We start from the raw sequence: 18,071 nt of genomic DNA on the forward strand, positions 1-18,071 counted from the left end.
AAATATTTAATAATTTTTGTAGAATGAAAATTGGCATCATCATAATATTTCATAATAATGAAAATGAAATAGACACTGAGTTACTTATAGAACAAATGAAACAAATCATAAATATAGAACTCTGTTTGGTCAATAATAATAGTCGAGATAATACCTATGATTTACTGAATGATGTTAAAGAGGAATGTCCTAATGTATCTGTAGTAAATGTAAGAAAATTTAAATCTGACATGTCAGCAGTGAAGGCTGGTGCAAGATTTATGTTTAACGAGTTTGATCTAAAATTTTTAGGTTATGCCTCAACTAATATGATGAACTTAAAGCAACATGGTGTTAATGGATTAATTAAAGTAATTACTGATAACCAAGATGCTATTTTAAACTATAAAACTAAATCAATTAAAAAGCAACAAACCTTATTTCAGAGTTTATTTTCATTGTTAGATTATTTAAAAAAATTAAATCAACATAACAATTTTATTAAACTTCAATTTCAAACAAATCTTTAAAAATTAAAAAGCATGCAATCATATCCAATTAAATTCGCACCTATATTGAAAGAGAAAATCTGGGGAGGAAATAAACTTTCAGAAATTCTAAACAAAAAAACAGATTTAAAAAATGTTGGAGAAAGCTGGGAAATATCTGGAGTTACGGATAATATATCGGTTGTTTCTAATGGATTATATAAAGGTAAATCTTTAAATGATTTAATAAAAACGCATACAACTGAATTCTTAGGGAAAGAGAATATTGAAGTTTTTGGAGAGAATTTCCCTTTACTAATCAAATTCTTAGATGCTAAAACTAATTTGTCTGTACAAGTACATCCAGATGATAAAATGGCAAAGGCGCAACACAATTCTTTTGGTAAAACAGAGATGTGGTATATTATGAATAGCGACGATAACGCTGAAATTGTTTTAGGATTAAAAGATAATACTGTAGATAAAAATGTATTAGGTGCAATTAATGCTTCTAATGTAGATGACATATTTAATACCGAAAAAGTAAAGCAAGGCGATAGTTACTTTATTCCTGCTGGAAAAATACATGCTATTGGAGCTGGTGTTTTAGCAGCAGAAATTCAGCAGACAAGTGATGTTACTTACCGTGTTTACGATTGGGACAGAACTGATGATAATGGTAACTATAGAGCGTTACATACCGATTCTGCAATAAAAGCCACAAAAACGTTTCTTACAAACGGAAAAAGCAAGTATCAATTAGAACAAGAAAAAACGAGTAACCTTGTAAATTGTGATTTTTTTACAACCAATATATTTGAAGTAAAAGGGCCTCAAAAAAGATCTTATAAAGATTTAGATGCCTTTGTTATTTTTATGTGTGTAGAAGGTAAAGCAGAAATCATTATAGACAATTATTCAGAGTTTGTTTCAATGGGAGAAACTATTTTGATTCCTGCAAATTGCAAAGATGTTGTATTTAATTCTCAAGGTTCTAAATTCCTCGAAGTCTATATTGATCCAAAAAAATCTAATCTTAAAAAAATAGCTTCTTAAACGAAAATTAATGAAATAACAATACATTTGCTCATATATAAAATTTTATGAGTTTAGAAAGAGAATTACAACAAAGAAGTGGCTCTAAGTGTGAGCTAAGTGGAAGCGAAGAAAACCTATCAGTATATATCATTCCAGATATAAAAGAAAATGGATTAAAAACAGCGTTGTATGCATCTAAAACTTGTATAGAACAGATGAACGATGCAGACGCTATTGATGCTAATCATTGGCGTTGTCTTAATGATAGTATGTGGAGTGAGCATGATGCTGTAAAAATTATGGCATGGCGAATGCTAAACCGAATTAAAGCAGATTGGACACAAGATTTGTTAGGAATGATGTATATGGAAGAAGATACATTAGAGTTGGCAAAAGCATCTGGTGATGGTGAAGAAGAAGGTGATAAGTTAATTCACAGAGATGTTAATGGTGTTGTTTTAAACCATGGCGATTCTGTTGTGTTAATTAAAGATTTAAAAATAAAAGGATCTAGTTTGGTTGCCAAACAAGGTGTTGCGGTAAGAAACATAAGATTAGATCGTGATAATGCAGAATATATTGAAGGTAAAGTAGGACCAACCTTAACGGTTATCATTACCAAATATGTAAAGAAAATTTAATCAGATTTATTTTTATTGAAAAAATCGAAGCTTAACGGAATTAAAAATACCATAAACAAGTATTTTCCTGAAGCTAAACCATAAAGGGTAATACCTGCTAATATTACCATTATTACTACTTTATACTTATATTTCATTTAAATGTATTGTTACTTAGTCTTGTGATACAATTATAAAATGTAAAAATATAGATTTTCAATAATGGTACAAATACGACCAACTTGCGAAAATTGTAATAAAAAATTACCTTTTGATTCTACAGAAGTAATGATTTGTACTTTTGAATGCACCTTTTGCATGGATTGTGTTAGTCTACTTCAGCACGTTTGTCCTAATTGTGGTGGTGGATTTGAAAAGCGACCTATTAGACCAGAACATCACTTAAAAAAATATCCGGTTTCTAAAACCGTAATTCACAAGCCAGTGGATTTTAAAAAGCATTTGCAAGAGCTTAATAATAAATAGTTTAGATTTTATTTTTCTTACACCACTAAATAATATTGTGATGTTGTTTGTCGAATTAATATACAATCCATTTCAAATAAACTAGTCATTCTACGGTTTGTCGATATTTTAAGATAGACCCAAATAATAGGTCGATATTGTGATCATCCCTCTAACTAATAATACCAGATTACTGATTAATAGCCCTGAATTAGTATGAACATTTTTAACATTATTTATTATGGATTTAGAAATTACAAATTACAATAACCGCTATCAAATTGAAGGAACCTTAAACAAGTTCAATTTAAAAACTTTCAATGCTTATTTTGCTAATATCTTTGATAAACTAGATGATGTTTTATTAGATATAGAGCGTGTAAAAAGTATAGATAGAGCAGGTGTAATGGCTTTAGCGAGATTGCATAACGAGTCTATTACCAAGTCTAAACGATTATCTATTATTGGTTTAGGTTGTAAAGAATTATACCAACATTTTAAAGCGGCAGAGCCACAAGAAGCACCACAAGACAAGAATAGTATTGTAACAGGTAATATTGTTGCGGCATAATTATGTGCTTTATTAGATTAGATATTTAAAAGTGTTTCCCAGGCATTTGTGGTGATAGATAGATGTTTCGGTAACACTTTATTTTTTTGTTGGAATTTTAAGCTTAATTAGTTTTTCAACTTAATTCATTTTTAAGATTAACAAGACATATCGGCAACAATTTTCCAATTACCATTAATCTTTTTGAATAGGATTAAAAATATGCCATCTGCGTTTCCAACCTCACGCTTTAAATGATACTCTCCCATAACCCAATAGCTATTGCCTTCAATTTTAGAAACATCGTTTACTACAAAATTTAGTGTTCCACTTTCTGCTTTTGTAGGATATCCTTTTTTATAATTAGCCAATGTTTGTTCCCAACCTTTGGTAAGCCCATTGCTTCCATAAAATTTTAAAGAGTCACTCTTCCAATACCCTTGCATAAAACTTTCTATGTCATGGTTATTCCAAGCAATTTCTTGGTCGTTCATTACTTTAGCTATTTCTGTTTTGGCAGTTTCTACAGAATCAGTTTGTGTTTTTTGGGTATTACAACTTATTAAAAGAATTACAAATACTAAGTATATAGATTTCATTAAAATTAGGTTTTAGAGTCCTAAAAGTAACGACTTAATTTTAAAACCAAAAGAGCACCATAATTTTATAAGGCATTCTTTTGATTATTAAAAAAGGCATCTGCCTGAAACTGCATTAATTCCCTTGCTTTTTTACGTTTGTAATTAATTACAGCTTCTTCATCAGCAATTTCGGTATATACTTTATTGTTAATGTCATTATCCGTTTTTAAAAGCAGTTGTCGTTCAGCAACTTTTTGCATGGTCCAAGTTTGTATGGTAGTTTCTTGGTCTTGTAACCTAAAATCAAATTCGCCTTTAGAAGCTAAAAGTTTTGCAATTATTGGTGATGTTTCAATAGCTAAAAACAACAAGAATATAAAAAAAGAGGGTAGCCACGGTAATTTGTCCAAAGCCGTTACTCTTGCCATTAAGCCATCAAAATTATCAATTATAGGTTGTGATGTGGTTACATTGTTTGTGTAATCATTTTGAAGACTTGTAATTTGTACTTCAATAGCTTCAATTTTACTAGTATTATCAGCCTTTAATTGTTGTAACTCTGCTAATGCTGCATCATGCTTATCTCTTTTTTCTTTATAAACAGGTCCTTTTCCTAATAAATTAGTGCCAGCTGTACCTTCTGCCTCAGAAATATAAATGTTGTACAAGGCATTTACCTCAGTTTCTTTTGTTTCAACTTGAGACTGTAAGTTTACAATCTGCTGTTCTAATTCAGCAATCTTAGGATTAAATTGTTCTGCAATTTGATTTTGATTGGCTAAGGTTAAATCATTTTTTTGCTCTAATAAAACTTGATTGATTTCTTTTTCAAAAATCTTTAGTTCTAAAGGTTTAGAGATTACAACAGCGATAATTACCGCTAAGAAAAGTCTTGGTGTTGCTTGAAGAATTTCGTCTATAATATGATCTCTTTTTTTAATTGTAGACACAATATAACGGTCTAAATTAAAAATGAGTAAACCCCAAATTAGTCCAAAGAATATGGATGTGTAGAGGTTATCAAAAACAGTGTAAAGTGCATAACTTGCTGCAATGGTAGCCATAACAGCGGTGAAGAAAACTGTGGCACCTATACCAGCATATTTATTTTGTTCGCCAACGGAACAGTCGTTTAAAATATCCGTATCTGCACCAGAGCAGAGGATAAAGAATTGTTTTAACATAAAGCGTTCGATTTTTTGATTGTACTTAAATTATGCTCAGTATCTGATAATAATAAAAGTGATTGATTATTAATAAGAACGCTAAATGTTTGGTTTTGTTACACTTTTGGGTGAAAATAAAAGCCTCAATGCTGTTTTATAACATTGAGGCTTATGATATGTATTCTTAAGAACTATCTATTCTACAATTTCTATAGCGAGTGGTGAAAATTTTGAGCTGTTATCGTCTTTAATATCAAAGATTGTTATATAATCACCTAGTTTAGCGGATTCTAAATTTTTTAAAGTGATTTGGGTAATTTTATTACCGTTTATTTGCTCCGTTTTAATGCCAGGAATTTTAAGTTTAAAAGCCGTTATTTCTCCTTCTGGTAAAGTTAGAGTTAACTTTTTTAGTTCTGTAAATGTCATGGCCATTTCTCCAGATTTTATGGTTTTTCCATTTACAATAGGAAGAGGGTTTTCTTTTTTGTTTTTAACAGGTGTACTTAATTTCACAATATATTTTCCATTCTTATCCTTTTGAGTTAGCATTTCAGTGCTTTTACCTTTATTAGTCTTAGCAATATATTTAGCTTTTTCTGCGGAGATTTTTTTATCATCTAAGTAGAAGGTTGCGCCTTGTTTTTCCATGTCTTCTATATATGCTAAGAATGAAAGGTTTTTAGTAGGAGATTGAGGTGCTGGAGGTGGAGGAGGCAATGTCGCTTTTTCTTCTTCATTTAAATCTTTGTACTTTTTATAATAGATGCTACCATTAAGAGTAACTTGTACGTAAGGTTTAATTGGTGAAATAGGTCGTTTTACTTTTGCTTTATTCTCTTCGGATAGTCTAAAATACATACCGCCTAAGTCAGAAAATAAAACATCTAATTCTTTTTGCTGTTTTTCTGTTTTGTTTATATAATGAGGTTTCGAGCTTCTTAATGTTTCGTACATTTTATATTTTGTTATGTATTCTTTAATACCAGTCGTGTTTTTCGATTCATTAGATAATGGTATAGGAGGAGATTGTCTAATATTGAGTCTTTCTATTTCATCTTTTGTAAATGTCTTATAAATCTTATCAGCTTGAGCTTTTATAATTTTAAGTTCAGAATTATCAGTCTCATTACCTTGTAAGTAGTTAGAAATTGCATTTGAATATTTTGTAACAGCTTTGTTATAGCGATTTAATTGCGAATTTTTATAGGTCAATTTAAACCCTTCTTTTGTATATAAATCATATTGATTTGCTTGAGGAAACTTTATACTTCGAGCATTTTTATGAACTATTGAGCCAGTTACATGTACAAAATCATTTACTGAATATTGATTTAATACAGTATTTGATACGTGTTTACCGTCAATCCAAATAGCATATTGATTAGCATTTTTAAAAGCTTCATATTGAGATGCTGAGGGTTGCCTTGGTTGTGTCTTAGAAAGATTAGATTCTGGTATTATACGCGTTGGATATTTTTTTACCGAAGAACGTTGCTCATCTGACATTAATTGGTCATATATTATAACTGCACGTTCATATTTTGAATAAAAAATAGTATTAGTTTCTGAATACTCTTTTATAAAATCTCGATATTCTTGCATCAGTTTTTCATTTGCATCACCGACGTAAGTTATGTTAAGATTATTAGCTTCTTGTAATTCTTTTTCGATGGCAGTTACAGTGTCAATTTTGTTGTTTTCAACATATTCTCTTTCTGCAAAACTGTAAAATAAAATAGCAATTAAAGGCATTACTAATAAGGTACTTAACCAAATTCTGGTTTTTGATGTTTGTGTTTTCATAACTGTAAATCGTTTTTTGATGGATGAATAATTAATGGCACTCGCTAATTGATGGTTTTGAGTGTTCGATGAAAATTGTAATAAAATATTTTGATAAACTTTAGCATCTGAGCATTGATTTAAAACGGCTTGATCGGCTAAAAATTCGTGATTAAGTTTTACGTGATGTTTCAGAATGTAAATGAGTGGATGGAACCAAAAAACAATCTGCAATACCTCTAATACTATAATATCTATACTGTGCAATTGTTTCGCGTGGGTTTCTTCGTGTAATAAAACCTCTTGCGGAATGTTATTTGATTCAAACCTGGCTTTATTAAAAAAGATATATCTAAAAAATGAATGTGGAATTAAGTCTTCATTAAGTAAAACATATATAAAAGAAGGTGTAGAAATTTGCTTATTTTTAGAAATACGACGACGCATATTTATAAGATTCACGATAAAGCGTAATGCAAATAATAGTGCGCCAACACCATAAATAAACCATAATATATTTACTAAGGTAAAAATTGAAGGTGTGTCTACAGGTGTTATTTCCACAAACTCTGTAGGAATAAAACTTGGAGCCATTTCAAAATCTGTTACAACAGGTTCTATGTATTCTGTTATTGTTAAATTAGGAATTACTAATGCAATTATGAAAGCAGCTAAAAGATAAAAGCGCTTAAACAGATGCATATTTTGGCGTTCTAGAAAAAGAATATAAACTACCCAAAAGACAAATAAACATGCGGAGAATTTTAATAGATAGGTTTCCATAATTACTTGTTTTTAATTTCCGTATCAATAATTTTTTTTAAAGCTTCTAGTTCTTCTTTCGTTAAGTCTGTTTTACGCGTAAAAAATGAAGCAAACTGTGAGGCGCTATCGTTAAAAAATGTTTTAATGAGACCATTAACGTGTTTTGAGAAATAATCTTCTTTTTTCACTAAGGGAAAATATTCTCTAGATTTTCCGTAGGTTTTATAATCTATAAATCCTTTGCCAATCATGCGCTTTAATAAGGTCGCAATTGTTGTGGTTGCTGGTTTTGGTTCTGGGTAGCGCTCCAATAAATCTTTCATAAAGGCTTTTTCAAGCTTCCAGAGATGCTGCATTAATTGTTCTTCGGTTTTTGAAAGTTCCATGCTCAACGTTTTTAGAATTAACTCTACAAATGTAGAATATAAATTTTAATTCTACAAATGTAGAGTATAAAAAGAAGGTAAAAAAAATCCGCTCACTCGGAACGGATATTTTTTTAATGTATTGATTTCTTAAGGTTTATAGTGAGTTTGTTACACTTAATTCTATTTGAATGACTCCGTAAAATACTTGTAAAACCAAGGAATAGTTTCAATGCCTTTGAGGTAATTCCATACTCCAAAATGTTCATTAGGAGAATGAATGGCATCACTATCTAAACCAAAGCCCATTAAAATAGTTTTACTTTTTAGCTCTTTTTCAAATAATGACACAATAGGAATACTTCCTCCACTACGCTGTGGAATTGGTGTTTTTCCAAACGTTTCTTCGTAAGCTTTAGATGCTGCTCTGTAACCAATACTATCTATTGGTGTTACATAGCCTTGTCCGCCATGATGCGGTGTTACTTTGACAGTTACACCATCTGGAGCTATACTTTCAAAATGAGTTTTAAATAAATCTGTTATCTCTTCCCAATCTTGATTAGGTACTAATCGCATGGAAATTTTTGCAAATGCTTGGCTCGCTATCACTGTTTTGGCACCTTCGCCTGTGTAACCTCCCCAAATTCCATTGACATCTAGAGTAGGTCTAATAGAATTTCGTTCGTTTGTAGAATAACCTGCTTCACCATAAACAGCATTAATATCTAATGATTTTTTATAAACTTCTAGTGAAAAAGGTGCTTTAGCCATCTCTGCACGTTCCTCATCAGATAAGTTTTCTACTTTGTCATAAAAACCAGGAATGGTAATATGATTGTTTTCATCATGAAGTGATGCAATCATTTTAGTTAAGACATTTATTGGGTTGGCTACAGCGCCTCCATATAAACCAGAGTGTAAGTCTCTGTTTGGTCCTGTAACTTCAACTTCTACATAACTAAGACCTCTTAAACCAGTAGTGATTGATGGTACATCTTTAGCTATCATGCCAGTGTCTGAGATTAAAATAACATCATTAGTTAATTTTTCTCTATTGGCTGCTACAAATTTAGCTAAGTTGACACTACCAACTTCTTCTTCGCCTTCTATCATAAACTTAACGTTACATGGCAACTCATTGTTAGATGTCATGTACTCCATAGCTTTAACATGGATATACATTTGACCTTTATCATCACAAGCACCTCTTGCAAATATGGCACCTTCTGGATGTAAATCTGTTTTTTGAATAACAGGTTCAAAAGGAGGTGAGTTCCATAAATCTAACGGATCTGGTGGTTGCACATCATAATGACCATAAACAAGAACAGTTGGTAAATTTTTATCAATTATTTTTTCGCCATATACAATAGGATAGCCTTCAGTTTCACAAATTTCAACTTGGTCGCAGCCTGCCTTTTCTAAGCTAATTTTAATGGCATCAGCTGTTTTTAAAACATCAGTTTTGTAGGCTGAATCAGCGCTTATAGACGGGATTTTTAAAAGTTCTATAAGCTCATTTAAAAATCGATCCTTATGGTCGTTTATGTAAGATTGTATGGTTTGCATGATGGTATTTGATTTATAACAAAAGTATGAAAACTAGTTTGAAGATATTCTTAAAAAAATCTTATTTGAATATTGAAACTATTGTTTATATTTGCATCCCAATAATTATTGGAAAGTTGCAGGCGTGGTGGAATTGGTAGACACGCTAGACTTAGGATCTAGTGCCGCGAGGTGTGAGAGTTCGAGTCTCTCCGCCTGTACAATCAAAAAAAGCTAACTTTAACGAGTTAGCTTTTTTTATTTTAAATAGATGTACTATTTATCCCGAAAATTAGTTAATGGCTAATATTTGTTCTATTACCCATGATGCTTTTGCTGCGGTTTCTCCTGTAGAAGGGTGTATCGCTGAATTATTTAGATGTTTCTTGATGTTTTCAACATGATATAATTGAATATTTTCTGGATGTTCAATTACTAAGCTTTCAATTTTTCCATTGCAATCTAATTCAATGGGGTTTTCATTAAATACCGAAAAAGAGATTTGTCCTTTGCTACCATATATTTTTACGGAATCTACTCGTTTTTCTGTTCCAAAATTCCAACTTCCAGATCCTGTTATTCCAGATTCATGAATCCAATTGCCTTCAATCGCATCGAGTGCAGAATATAAGCCTTGTTGATTTGTAGCAATTCCGTTTGCTTTACTAATGTCTCCTAAGAAATAGGCAAATAAGTCTAATCCATGTGATGCTAAATCATCAAAATATCCGGCAGGTGCAATTGTTGCATCTGTACGCCAATTATATTTTTTAGATAAATCGATATCATTTGCAGGCTTATTCAGAACCCAATTAATATGTCTAATTTCACCAATCTTATTTGCATCAATCCAGGATTTTATTTGATTAAATCGTGGTAAGGAACGTCTATAATAGGCTACAAATAGTGGTAGGTTTTTAGATTTAAAGGCTTTATTAATATTCAGACAAGCTTTGTGAGAAGGCGCCATTGGTTTTTCTATACAGCAAATTTTTCCGGCTTCAGCCACTTTCAAGGCGTAATACTCATGAGAATCTGGAGGTGTTGCAATGTAAATAGCATCAATTTCAGAATCATTGATTAGTTTATCAGCATCACTGTAATATTTTGGAACATTGTGCCGCTTAGCATAATCCTCTGCTTTTTCAGCATCTCTTCTCATTACAGCCGTTAACTCAAAGCCTTCCGTTTTTTGATAAGCTGGTCCGCTTTTACGTTCTGTAACGTCACCACATCCAATAATACCCCAATTATATGTTTTCATGTTTGTTATTTTGATACACCTTTCATTTTATGTCCCCAAATTGCAAAAAATAATATCATGGCGTAGCATGGAATTAAAATCCAGTAACTTTCTGTTGAAGCTGTTGCTAATGCTTCAGTTTCATTAATTCCTTTGGATATAAGTTCGTTTTTAGAACTGTCTACAATTCTACCGTATAAGGGCGGAATAAATGCACCACCAGATATTGCCATAATTAATAATGCTGAGGCTGTTTTGGTATGTTTGCCAAGACCATCAATTGTTAATGGCCAAATAGCTGGCCAAACTAAAGCGTTTGCGATACCTAATGCAGCAACAAATAGAACAGATATAAAACCTGAAGTTGATAAAATTAAAAGACTAAACACTATTCCTAATACTGCACTTGCAACTAAGGCTGTTTTTTGGTTAATATATTTTGGAATTAAAAAGACACCTAAGGCATAGGTTGCTACCATGGCGAGCAATGTATAAGTTGTGAAATATTTAGCCTCTTCACCAGTAAAACCTAATGAAATTCCGTATGCTATTATTGTATCTCCTGCAATAACTTCTGCACCAACATATACAAATAAAGCAACTACACCTAACCATAAATGCGGAAACTGAAATATGGTTTTATTTGAAGAACTGTTCTCTGTTGTTGTTTCTTCTTCTGTTGGTTCAACATGTGGTAAAGGCGCTTTTCTAATTAAAATTGCTAAAATAATTAAGACAGCTGCCATTATTATATAAGGCAAATAAACACTGTCTGCCATGGTATCTAAAAGGGTTGCTTTCTCAGCTTCTGAGGCAGTAGCTAATTGTTCCTTTACAGCATCAATACCAGAAAGGAGAAGGGCTCCAAAAATAATAGAACCTAACGCACCAGCCACTTTATTGGCAATTCCCATTATAGCGATACGCTTGGCACCACTTTCAATAGGTCCTAAAATAGTGATGTAAGGATTAGAAGCCGTTTGCAAAATAGTCATTCCTAAACCTTGAATAAAAATACCAGTTAAAAACACCCAATAGGTTCTTGCTTCTGCTGCAGGAATAAATACTAATGCACCAATAGCCATAATAAACAAGCCTAGAGACATGCCTTTTCTGTAACCAATTTTATTTAGAATATAAGAAGCAGGTAAGGCCATCAAGACAAAAGAAATATAAGATGCCGAAGCTACAAGATAAGATTGTGCATCCGTGAGCTCATTTATAGTTTTCATAAAAGGTATTAACGCACCATTTATCCAGGTTACAAAACCGAAAATAAAAAATAGTCCAGCAATTATAAGTATTGGGATTAAGTTGTTTTGTGTTTTTGAAGTTGTGCTCATATGCGCTATATTAATTATAGAGATGTAGTTTGAAATTTTTACTCAATTTACACAACTATTCTTTAGGTAAATAACAAATATATTAATTTAGAGTTTCAATAACTTATCAATAGTACTAATTACCTTCAAAATGATAGTACCATTAATTATTCATTATAACATGGTAAGAAATAAAAAAGAGCTTCTAATAAAAGAAGCTCTTTTGTTTTAAATCAAAAAACACTTAATCTTTATGACTTAATTAATTTTGATGTTAATACTTGATTATTTTCGTTTTGAACTCTAACCATATATATTCCTGAATTTAAAGATGAAATATCAAACGAATCTGTTTTAGTAAAATCGCCGTTATATGACTTTACTAATTTCCCTGTTAAATCGTAAATTTCAACATTTGAAATATTCGCATTTATGCTAAACGCGTTTTCAGAAGGATTTGGGAAAATACTAAATCCATAGAAAGCTTCGTCATCAATACTTAATACAGAAGACGCTTTATTACCTAAAATTCTAAACTGACCTGAAGGTATAGAAATGGAAGTTGTTGAGTTGCTAATGGTTGTATTACCAGTTGGGTCCATTAAATCATACCAAGTTGAAGTTACACCACTCGGAAAGTTTGTATTAATTGTTTGCGTAGATACATCGAAATTAGCAAGGATAATAACATTTTTTAATTCCGTTGATGGAATTGAATTGTCAAATACATCAATTCTAGGTGTTAAACTGCCAGAAGTGATTGAGTAGTCACCTTCAAAAACGGCTTCTTCAATTTTTAGTTTATGAAGTTTAGACCAATCGTCATAGATCTGTCCTCTTAATGCTTCAGTTAGCCAGTTATTTGCCCATTGAGGTTGTGGTTTTGTATCTAATTTACAATCGCCATTGCCATCACCATCTCCAGGGAAATTAGTGGAGCCATTATTACAGGTAAAAATAGAATTCTCCATTCCTAATTCTCCGAAATGCCAAATCATTTTTGGTCCAGGAACCATAGCAGATACGGCTCCTAAAGCAGACATTCTAGATAAGGCAATATTTAAATTTTGAACATTATGGGAAGAATTACTAGTGTTTCCATAAGTAAGATTTTTAAACATTAAACGTTCTTCATCATGACTTTCTGGGTAACCAACAACTCTAGGTCCATTAAAACCAGTGTGAGCATTATGGCCAATTCTGTCAATATTCTTATCGCCATTTTGACCCATAGTTAATTCATTATAAGGTTCTGTCATTTTTCCCCACATCATAATACCTTTGCCTTCGTCTAAACGATAGTTAGCCCATTCTTTTTCTTCATTATCAGATCCTAAATGCTCAAAAATAGCATAGTGATCAGTGTCTATAGACCATGAATGATCTGCATAAGTTTTTAAAATATCTACACGATCTTGTTGATAGCCATTCGTACAACCATCGTTTCCAGATGTACAATTTTGAGTGAATCCTTTAGTTAAATCCCAACGGAAACCATCAATATTGAATTCATTAATCCAATGTTCAATCGTACGTTTTACAAAATCTTGAGTTCTAGGATTAGAGTGGTCAAAATCTTCACCAACGCTATAACTATGCAAAGCAACTTCATTAAAGTAAGGGTTTTCAGAGCTAGGCGCTCCCCAACCATCTCCATCAGGATCATTCATCCACATTCTTACCATTGGGTTTCTACCGAATGCGTGGTTAAAAGCAATATCTAAAATTACCGCTATGCCGTTTTGATGACATACATCTACTAATTCTCGTAGCTTATCCTCAGTACCATAATACTTATCTAAGGCCATATGAAATGAGGTGTTATAACCCCAACTTTCGTTACCTTCATATTCCATAACAGGCATTAATTGAATGGCATTGACATTAAGATTTTTAAAATAATTTATTCTGTCTATAATATCTTGATAGTTTCTATTAGCATCAAAGTCTCTTACTAAAAGTTCATAGATAACTAAATCTTCTTTCTTTGGTTTATTGAAATTTGTAACCTGCCAATTGTAAGCAGTTTGCCCTGTTTTTAATACCGTAACTTCTCGTTCTTGACCAGCAGGATATGTTGGTAAATTAGGATATGTTGTTGCAGAAATATAAGGGTCATCAAATGGAGAAAGTACTAAGGTAGAATACGGATCTGCTGTTTTAACTAAAGATGGTGAATTAGCAATAGGTGTTTTGTCTACAACCCAATACTGGTAAGTTTCAACTTGTCCTGGCGTTAAACCAGTTAATTCTAACCAAAATTTATTATTTCGGGTAGGATCTTTCTTCATAGCATAGGCCGAATTTGGTTGCCAATTATTAAAGCTACCTGCTACATAAACAAAATCTTTTCCGGTTGCGTATAAAACTAAAACAGCTGTATTATCATCAATATATGTAATGCCATCTTCATAGGTTGTTGGCATAATACCAATATTAGATCCAGGGTCTACTATAACACTAAAGGTTTTGATAATGGTGGTGCCATTTGCCACTGCAGTTAGTTCGTAGTTTTTGTTAGCTGTAATGTTAGTGTCTACAAAACTATAACTATTAGTTGAAGTATTTGTGTCTATTGTTGTTCCATTTGCCTTCAATGTATAGCTTGCATTACCACCTATATTTGATGCTGTAATCGATAAATCTTCACCAGAATTTAAAATTGTAGTGTCACTACTTGGAGATGTAACACTAACTTGAAATGTTCCCACTTCAAATATAAAATCACTACAACCACTAGCTTTCATTTCTTGTGAACCGTCAGCATTTCTGAAGACCATTCCCATTTGTATAACGTTGGCTGCTTGCGTAGTTGTTAAATTATAATAAGTTTCAGGCGTTAATGTAATACTAAATATTCCTCCGCCTTGATTGGTCATTTCACCAATACCATCATCTTGTCCCCAATTTCCAACAACACTAATACCAAACGCATTAGAACCGTCGCCTACACCAGAGTGCATATATACTTTAGTTGGGTTACTAAGTCCATTACAATCTGTAGCTGAACTATTAATATCAACCGAAATCGTGATACTTTCATCAACCTCAAATGGATTCGGAGTAATTGTGACCTGTGCAAATGCGAATATTGACAGACAAATACATAGAAAGGATAAGTAAATCTTTTTCATATTTTTTTTGTTTAAAAAAAGGGCTGATGTTAATCAGCCCTTTTAGGTTATAAGGGTTTAAAGTTTTTTATTGAATTTTGTTCAACATATAAGTACCACTTGTAGTGTCCAAATGTACTCTATATAAACCAGCTGTTACTGCAATATTATCACCACCACTATCTAAGGTGCCATCTGCTCCTGTATCTCCGAAATCCATTGCCCAATCGTTATTTGCTCTAAATTTAATTTCTCCATCTAATAGAGTTGCAATGTCGCCATAAAAGATACCAGGTTGAACTTCAGTTAACGAGAAATCTGGAGAGGCTCCCCAATCATTAAATCCAGATCCAACTATTCCCCATACATCAGTAGATTCAATTGTATAAGTACCAGCATTAAAATCTAAAGTAATAGCATAATGACCAGCTGTAACAGCGATGTTATCACCACCACCATCTAAAGTACCATCAGCTCCTGTATCACCAAAATCAGTTGTCCATTCGTTGTTTTGTCTAAATTTAATTTCTCCGTCTACTAATTGAACGCCGACTTTAAATGTATCAGTCGTATAATCGTAATAGAACTTTGCATCTGGAGAAGCTCCCCAATCATTATAACCTGAGCCTACAACTCCCCAAGAAAACGCTTCCATTGTATAGGTACCAGAAGCAATATCTAGAACAATTTTATAAGTACCAGCAGTTACTGCAATGTTTGATCCACCTGCATCTAAAGTTCCGTCTGCATCATTGTCACCAAAATCATTGGTCCACTCGTTGTTTTCTCTAAATTTAATTTCACCATCAATAAGTGTAACATAAGCGACATAAACATCAGCTTCACTTGTAGTGTAGAACTGACCATCAGGTCCTGCTCCACCCCAATCATTGTAACCAGAACCTACAACACCCCAAGTTGCTGGCATAAATCCGCCACCACCAACGCTAGTTTGTTCTTGTAATTCTACATTTAAGGCTTTTATCTCTGAATAAGATGGTAATCCATCATTTCCAATAACTGCCATTAATCTAAAATAAAGTGTTCCTGTATTAGGTTCAGCAGTATCAGGATCATTATCTAATCCAGCCACTTCTGCTAAAGCAAGCATTTGCGCAACTGTAACAGGGATTTCATTTGCTTCAGGATTGGCAGTATTGCTACCTAAATCATATAAGTTGTCACCAGCCACGTAATCTGAAAAATCTGCAGCTGTGGCACCTTGTAGGTAATACGTAATATTAGTTGGTACCCCAAAGTCTGCATTGTTCCAAGTAAAACGCTCAGCAAGATTAGCTGAAACCGCTGAATTTAAAACATAGTTTTCTAAGAATGAAGTGTTAAAGGCTACACCTTCTGCTTCATTTGCTACAAATTCTAAATCGTCATCCGTTTCACAAGCTGTAAAACTTACAACTGTAATAAATGCTAGTAGTATAAATTTTAATTTTTTCATTGTTATTTATTTTATTAGTGTATTAGTAACCTGGATTTTGTGTTAAGTTAGGATTGGCTTGTAATGCCGTTGCCGGAATTGGAAATAATTTGTAGTCATCAGATATTGATGTACCACCTGCTGTACCACCTTTCCAAGGCCAAATATAGCTTCCTCCTGTAAATTTGTTGAAACGGATTAAATCACTTCGTCTCATGCCCTCTAAGTTTAATTCTCTTGCGCGTTCGTCAATTATGAAATCTAAAGTTAAGTCAGACATTCCAATGGCATCAGCATTAGATCTAGTTCTTACATTGTTCACATAAGTTAACGCGTCAGTCATAGATGTACCAGCTGCACCTCTAAGTGCAAGTTCAGCATACATTAGGTATACATCAGATAAACGATAGAAAGGAAAGTCAGTTGAAGAGAATTCTACAGGATTACCACTACCATCTGAAGCTGTATTTCTAAATTTCGTAGAAGGGAAACCATCTGTCCATTCTCTGTAATCATTCATTTCATAATTATGACCTGTAGTCCAGAACAAGCTTGCTCTAACATCACTAGATGATCCTAAATCAGCTGCGCTGTTACCAAACAAACCATACCAAGCTTTTGTTGTTCTATGACCTGTCCAACCTCCAGAGGCACCAAACTGCGCTAAAGGCATAGTATCAGCACTTAAGCTTCCATTTACGATGTAAGTTGTATTACCATAACTTTGACTCGTTAAAGACTCAGCTAGTAATGGGAATATAATTTCTGGAGAGCTATTGTTATCCGAAGAAAAGATTCTTACAAAATTAGAATCTAATGAATAACCTCCTTCATTTATTATTTTATTTACATAAGTTGCAGCATCATCCCATCTTGGTGTTCCTGTGTAAACTTCTGCATTAATATATAGTTTAGCTAAAAGCATGTCTACAACAAACTTATTGGCTCTACCATAACTAGAAGTCGTTGTAATTACAGGTTCAATAGCTAAAAGCTCTGACTCGGTGTAGTTAAACAATTCTAATCTTGTCGCTTCAGGAAGCGGCTCTGATTGTCCAAAATTAACTTCAGTAGCTAACACACCTTTTCCAAATACATCTATAATGTTATAATAAGCCAATGCTCTTAAAAAACGAGTTTCAGCAACAATGTTTTCTTCATTTGGAAAATCTGCCACATCAAGTGCTTGTAAAAAGTTATTACATTGTGGAATGGTATAATAAGCTCTATCATAGAATAATCTAAAGAATTTATTATTTCTGTCCCAATTTGATGTTGTAGTTAATTGGTCTAAACCATCATCTCCCCATCTGTTCTTCATTCCGTCTGCAGTAAAGTCTTGTAAATTGACAATTGCTCTTAAAAAAGCACCTTCACCAGCATCTGGACTTACAATATCAGAACTCCCTGGACCACTTGGACCAGTAAGTGCATACGAAGCATACAGTCTAGCTACTAGTCCTTCAACAGCATTTGGGTCAGAGGCTAATAACTCTTCAAGAGTAAGTTCCACAATTGGTTCAGTATTTAGGTCATCTGTACAAGATGTATAAATACCAAACGTGGCAATACTCAATAAAATTAAAAATCTTTTTTTCATAATTT

At 32.7% G+C, this 18,071-nt stretch carries 16 protein-coding genes and 1 tRNA gene; 6 read left to right on the forward strand and 11 right to left on the reverse strand.

The window, feature by feature from the left end; all coding sequences use genetic code 11:
- Window positions 1-23 precede the first annotated feature (23 nt).
- The 3 genes from ACJBCC_RS05480 to ACJBCC_RS05490 are packed head-to-tail and all read left to right on the forward strand — an operon-like array spanning window position 24 to window position 2,146.
- The gene (locus ACJBCC_RS05480) at window positions 24-509 is read left to right on the forward strand and encodes a glycosyltransferase (protein ID WP_299102180.1); all 486 of its coding nucleotides are present in this window, start codon (window positions 24-26) and stop codon (window positions 507-509) included.
- Window positions 510-521: 12 nt separating this feature from the next.
- Window positions 522-1,523: a type I phosphomannose isomerase catalytic subunit gene (locus ACJBCC_RS05485; protein ID WP_407556598.1), complete on the forward strand. Its 1,002-nt coding sequence runs from the start codon at window positions 522-524 to the stop codon at window positions 1,521-1,523.
- A 47-nt stretch (window positions 1,524-1,570) separates the two neighbouring features.
- Complete coding sequence (locus ACJBCC_RS05490) at window positions 1,571-2,146, forward strand: alkylphosphonate utilization protein (protein WP_299102178.1); 576 nt, start codon at window positions 1,571-1,573, stop codon at window positions 2,144-2,146.
- On the opposite strand, the gene ACJBCC_RS05495 is transcribed toward ACJBCC_RS05490, so the two are convergent.
- Window positions 2,143-2,283, reverse strand: a complete 141-nt coding sequence (locus tag ACJBCC_RS05495; protein WP_299102177.1) for a hypothetical protein — start codon at window positions 2,281-2,283, stop codon at window positions 2,143-2,145. The two genes, ACJBCC_RS05490 and ACJBCC_RS05495, sit on opposite strands and share 4 nt — an antisense overlap.
- A 64-nt stretch (window positions 2,284-2,347) precedes the next feature.
- Between ACJBCC_RS05495 and ACJBCC_RS05500 the strand changes: the two genes are divergently transcribed.
- Together ACJBCC_RS05500 and ACJBCC_RS05505 are read left to right on the forward strand one after the other, a co-directional pair.
- Window positions 2,348-2,611, forward strand: coding sequence for a DUF1272 domain-containing protein (locus ACJBCC_RS05500; RefSeq protein WP_407556599.1), 264 nt, complete (start codon window positions 2,348-2,350; stop codon window positions 2,609-2,611).
- 220 nt (window positions 2,612-2,831) lie between these two features.
- Window positions 2,832-3,161: a hypothetical protein gene (locus tag ACJBCC_RS05505; RefSeq protein ID WP_299102175.1), complete on the forward strand. Its 330-nt coding sequence runs from the start codon at window positions 2,832-2,834 to the stop codon at window positions 3,159-3,161.
- A gap of 137 nt (window positions 3,162-3,298) precedes the next feature.
- Here the strand turns inward: ACJBCC_RS05505 and ACJBCC_RS05510 are convergent, their stop codons facing one another.
- The 5 genes from ACJBCC_RS05510 to ACJBCC_RS05530 form a co-directional block, all read right to left on the reverse strand.
- Window positions 3,299-3,739, reverse strand: a complete 441-nt coding sequence (locus ACJBCC_RS05510) for a nuclear transport factor 2 family protein (RefSeq protein WP_299102174.1) — start codon at window positions 3,737-3,739, stop codon at window positions 3,299-3,301.
- 65 nt (window positions 3,740-3,804) lie between these two features.
- On the reverse strand, window positions 3,805-4,905 hold the full coding sequence (locus tag ACJBCC_RS05515) for a DUF4407 domain-containing protein (RefSeq protein WP_299102173.1): 1,101 nt from the start codon (window positions 4,903-4,905) through the stop codon (window positions 3,805-3,807).
- A gap of 177 nt (window positions 4,906-5,082) precedes the next feature.
- On the reverse strand, window positions 5,083-7,455 hold the full coding sequence (locus ACJBCC_RS05520; RefSeq protein WP_299102171.1) for a M56 family metallopeptidase: 2,373 nt from the start codon (window positions 7,453-7,455) through the stop codon (window positions 5,083-5,085).
- A 2-nt stretch (window positions 7,456-7,457) separates the two neighbouring features.
- Window positions 7,458-7,823: a BlaI/MecI/CopY family transcriptional regulator gene (locus ACJBCC_RS05525; RefSeq protein ID WP_173279904.1), complete on the reverse strand. Its 366-nt coding sequence runs from the start codon at window positions 7,821-7,823 to the stop codon at window positions 7,458-7,460.
- Window positions 7,824-7,985: 162 nt separating this feature from the next.
- Window positions 7,986-9,374 carry a dipeptidase gene (locus tag ACJBCC_RS05530; RefSeq protein ID WP_407556600.1) on the reverse strand — a complete coding sequence of 463 codons (1,389 nt, stop codon included), beginning with the start codon at window positions 9,372-9,374 and terminating at the stop codon, window positions 7,986-7,988.
- A gap of 118 nt (window positions 9,375-9,492) precedes the next feature.
- Here ACJBCC_RS05530 and ACJBCC_RS05535 point away from each other — a divergent pair.
- A tRNA-Leu gene (locus tag ACJBCC_RS05535) sits at window positions 9,493-9,574 on the forward strand.
- A gap of 71 nt (window positions 9,575-9,645) precedes the next feature.
- Here the strand turns inward: ACJBCC_RS05535 and ACJBCC_RS05540 are convergent.
- The 5 genes from ACJBCC_RS05540 to ACJBCC_RS05560 all read right to left on the reverse strand — a co-directional run bounded on the left by ACJBCC_RS05540 (window position 9,646) and on the right by ACJBCC_RS05560 (window position 18,066).
- Complete coding sequence (locus ACJBCC_RS05540) at window positions 9,646-10,617, reverse strand: Gfo/Idh/MocA family protein (RefSeq protein WP_407556601.1); 972 nt, start codon at window positions 10,615-10,617, stop codon at window positions 9,646-9,648.
- Between the two features lie 5 nt (window positions 10,618-10,622).
- Window positions 10,623-11,939 (reverse strand): sugar MFS transporter, encoded by a 1,317-nt coding sequence (locus tag ACJBCC_RS05545; protein WP_407556602.1) that lies wholly within the window; start codon window positions 11,937-11,939, stop codon window positions 10,623-10,625.
- A gap of 230 nt (window positions 11,940-12,169) precedes the next feature.
- Window positions 12,170-15,052 (reverse strand): alpha-amylase family glycosyl hydrolase, encoded by a 2,883-nt coding sequence (locus tag ACJBCC_RS05550; RefSeq protein WP_407556603.1) that lies wholly within the window; start codon window positions 15,050-15,052, stop codon window positions 12,170-12,172.
- A 67-nt stretch (window positions 15,053-15,119) separates the two neighbouring features.
- Window positions 15,120-16,487, reverse strand: a complete 1,368-nt coding sequence (locus ACJBCC_RS05555; protein ID WP_407556605.1) for a SusE domain-containing protein — start codon at window positions 16,485-16,487, stop codon at window positions 15,120-15,122.
- Between the two features lie 22 nt (window positions 16,488-16,509).
- Window positions 16,510-18,066, reverse strand: coding sequence for a RagB/SusD family nutrient uptake outer membrane protein (locus tag ACJBCC_RS05560; protein ID WP_407556607.1), 1,557 nt, complete (start codon window positions 18,064-18,066; stop codon window positions 16,510-16,512).
- Window positions 18,067-18,071 lie beyond the last annotated feature (5 nt).

Source organism: Winogradskyella sp. 4-2091, from assembly GCF_045765065.1.
Lineage (GTDB): Bacteria > Bacteroidota > Bacteroidia > Flavobacteriales > Flavobacteriaceae > Winogradskyella.

Bases quoted from the DNA above. Each gene is read 5' to 3' on its own strand.
- ACJBCC_RS05520 (WP_299102171.1), bottom strand. From the start codon at position 7,455: ATGGAAACCTATCTATTAAAATTCTCCGCATGTTTATTTGTCTTTTGG.
- ACJBCC_RS05490 (WP_299102178.1), top strand. From the start codon at position 1,571: ATGAGTTTAGAAAGAGAATTACAACAAAGAAGTGGCTCTAAGTGTGAG.
- ACJBCC_RS05540 (WP_407556601.1), bottom strand. From the start codon at position 10,617: ATGAAAACATATAATTGGGGTATTATTGGATGTGGTGACGTTACAGAA.
- ACJBCC_RS05525 (WP_173279904.1), bottom strand. From the start codon at position 7,823: ATGGAACTTTCAAAAACCGAAGAACAATTAATGCAGCATCTCTGGAAG.
- ACJBCC_RS05480 (WP_299102180.1), top strand. From the start codon at position 24: ATGAAAATTGGCATCATCATAATATTTCATAATAATGAAAATGAAATA.
- ACJBCC_RS05555 (WP_407556605.1), bottom strand. From the start codon at position 16,487: ATGAAAAAATTAAAATTTATACTACTAGCATTTATTACAGTTGTAAGT.
- ACJBCC_RS05550 (WP_407556603.1), bottom strand. From the start codon at position 15,052: ATGAAAAAGATTTACTTATCCTTTCTATGTATTTGTCTGTCAATATTC.
- ACJBCC_RS05545 (WP_407556602.1), bottom strand. From the start codon at position 11,939: ATGAGCACAACTTCAAAAACACAAAACAACTTAATCCCAATACTTATA.
- ACJBCC_RS05510 (WP_299102174.1), bottom strand. From the start codon at position 3,739: ATGAAATCTATATACTTAGTATTTGTAATTCTTTTAATAAGTTGTAAT.
- ACJBCC_RS05500 (WP_407556599.1), top strand. From the start codon at position 2,348: ATGGTACAAATACGACCAACTTGCGAAAATTGTAATAAAAAATTACCT.
- ACJBCC_RS05505 (WP_299102175.1), top strand. From the start codon at position 2,832: ATGGATTTAGAAATTACAAATTACAATAACCGCTATCAAATTGAAGGA.
- ACJBCC_RS05530 (WP_407556600.1), bottom strand. From the start codon at position 9,374: ATGCAAACCATACAATCTTACATAAACGACCATAAGGATCGATTTTTA.
- ACJBCC_RS05560 (WP_407556607.1), bottom strand. From the start codon at position 18,066: ATGAAAAAAAGATTTTTAATTTTATTGAGTATTGCCACGTTTGGTATT.
- ACJBCC_RS05495 (WP_299102177.1), bottom strand. From the start codon at position 2,283: ATGAAATATAAGTATAAAGTAGTAATAATGGTAATATTAGCAGGTATT.
- ACJBCC_RS05485 (WP_407556598.1), top strand. From the start codon at position 522: ATGCAATCATATCCAATTAAATTCGCACCTATATTGAAAGAGAAAATC.
- ACJBCC_RS05515 (WP_299102173.1), bottom strand. From the start codon at position 4,905: ATGTTAAAACAATTCTTTATCCTCTGCTCTGGTGCAGATACGGATATT.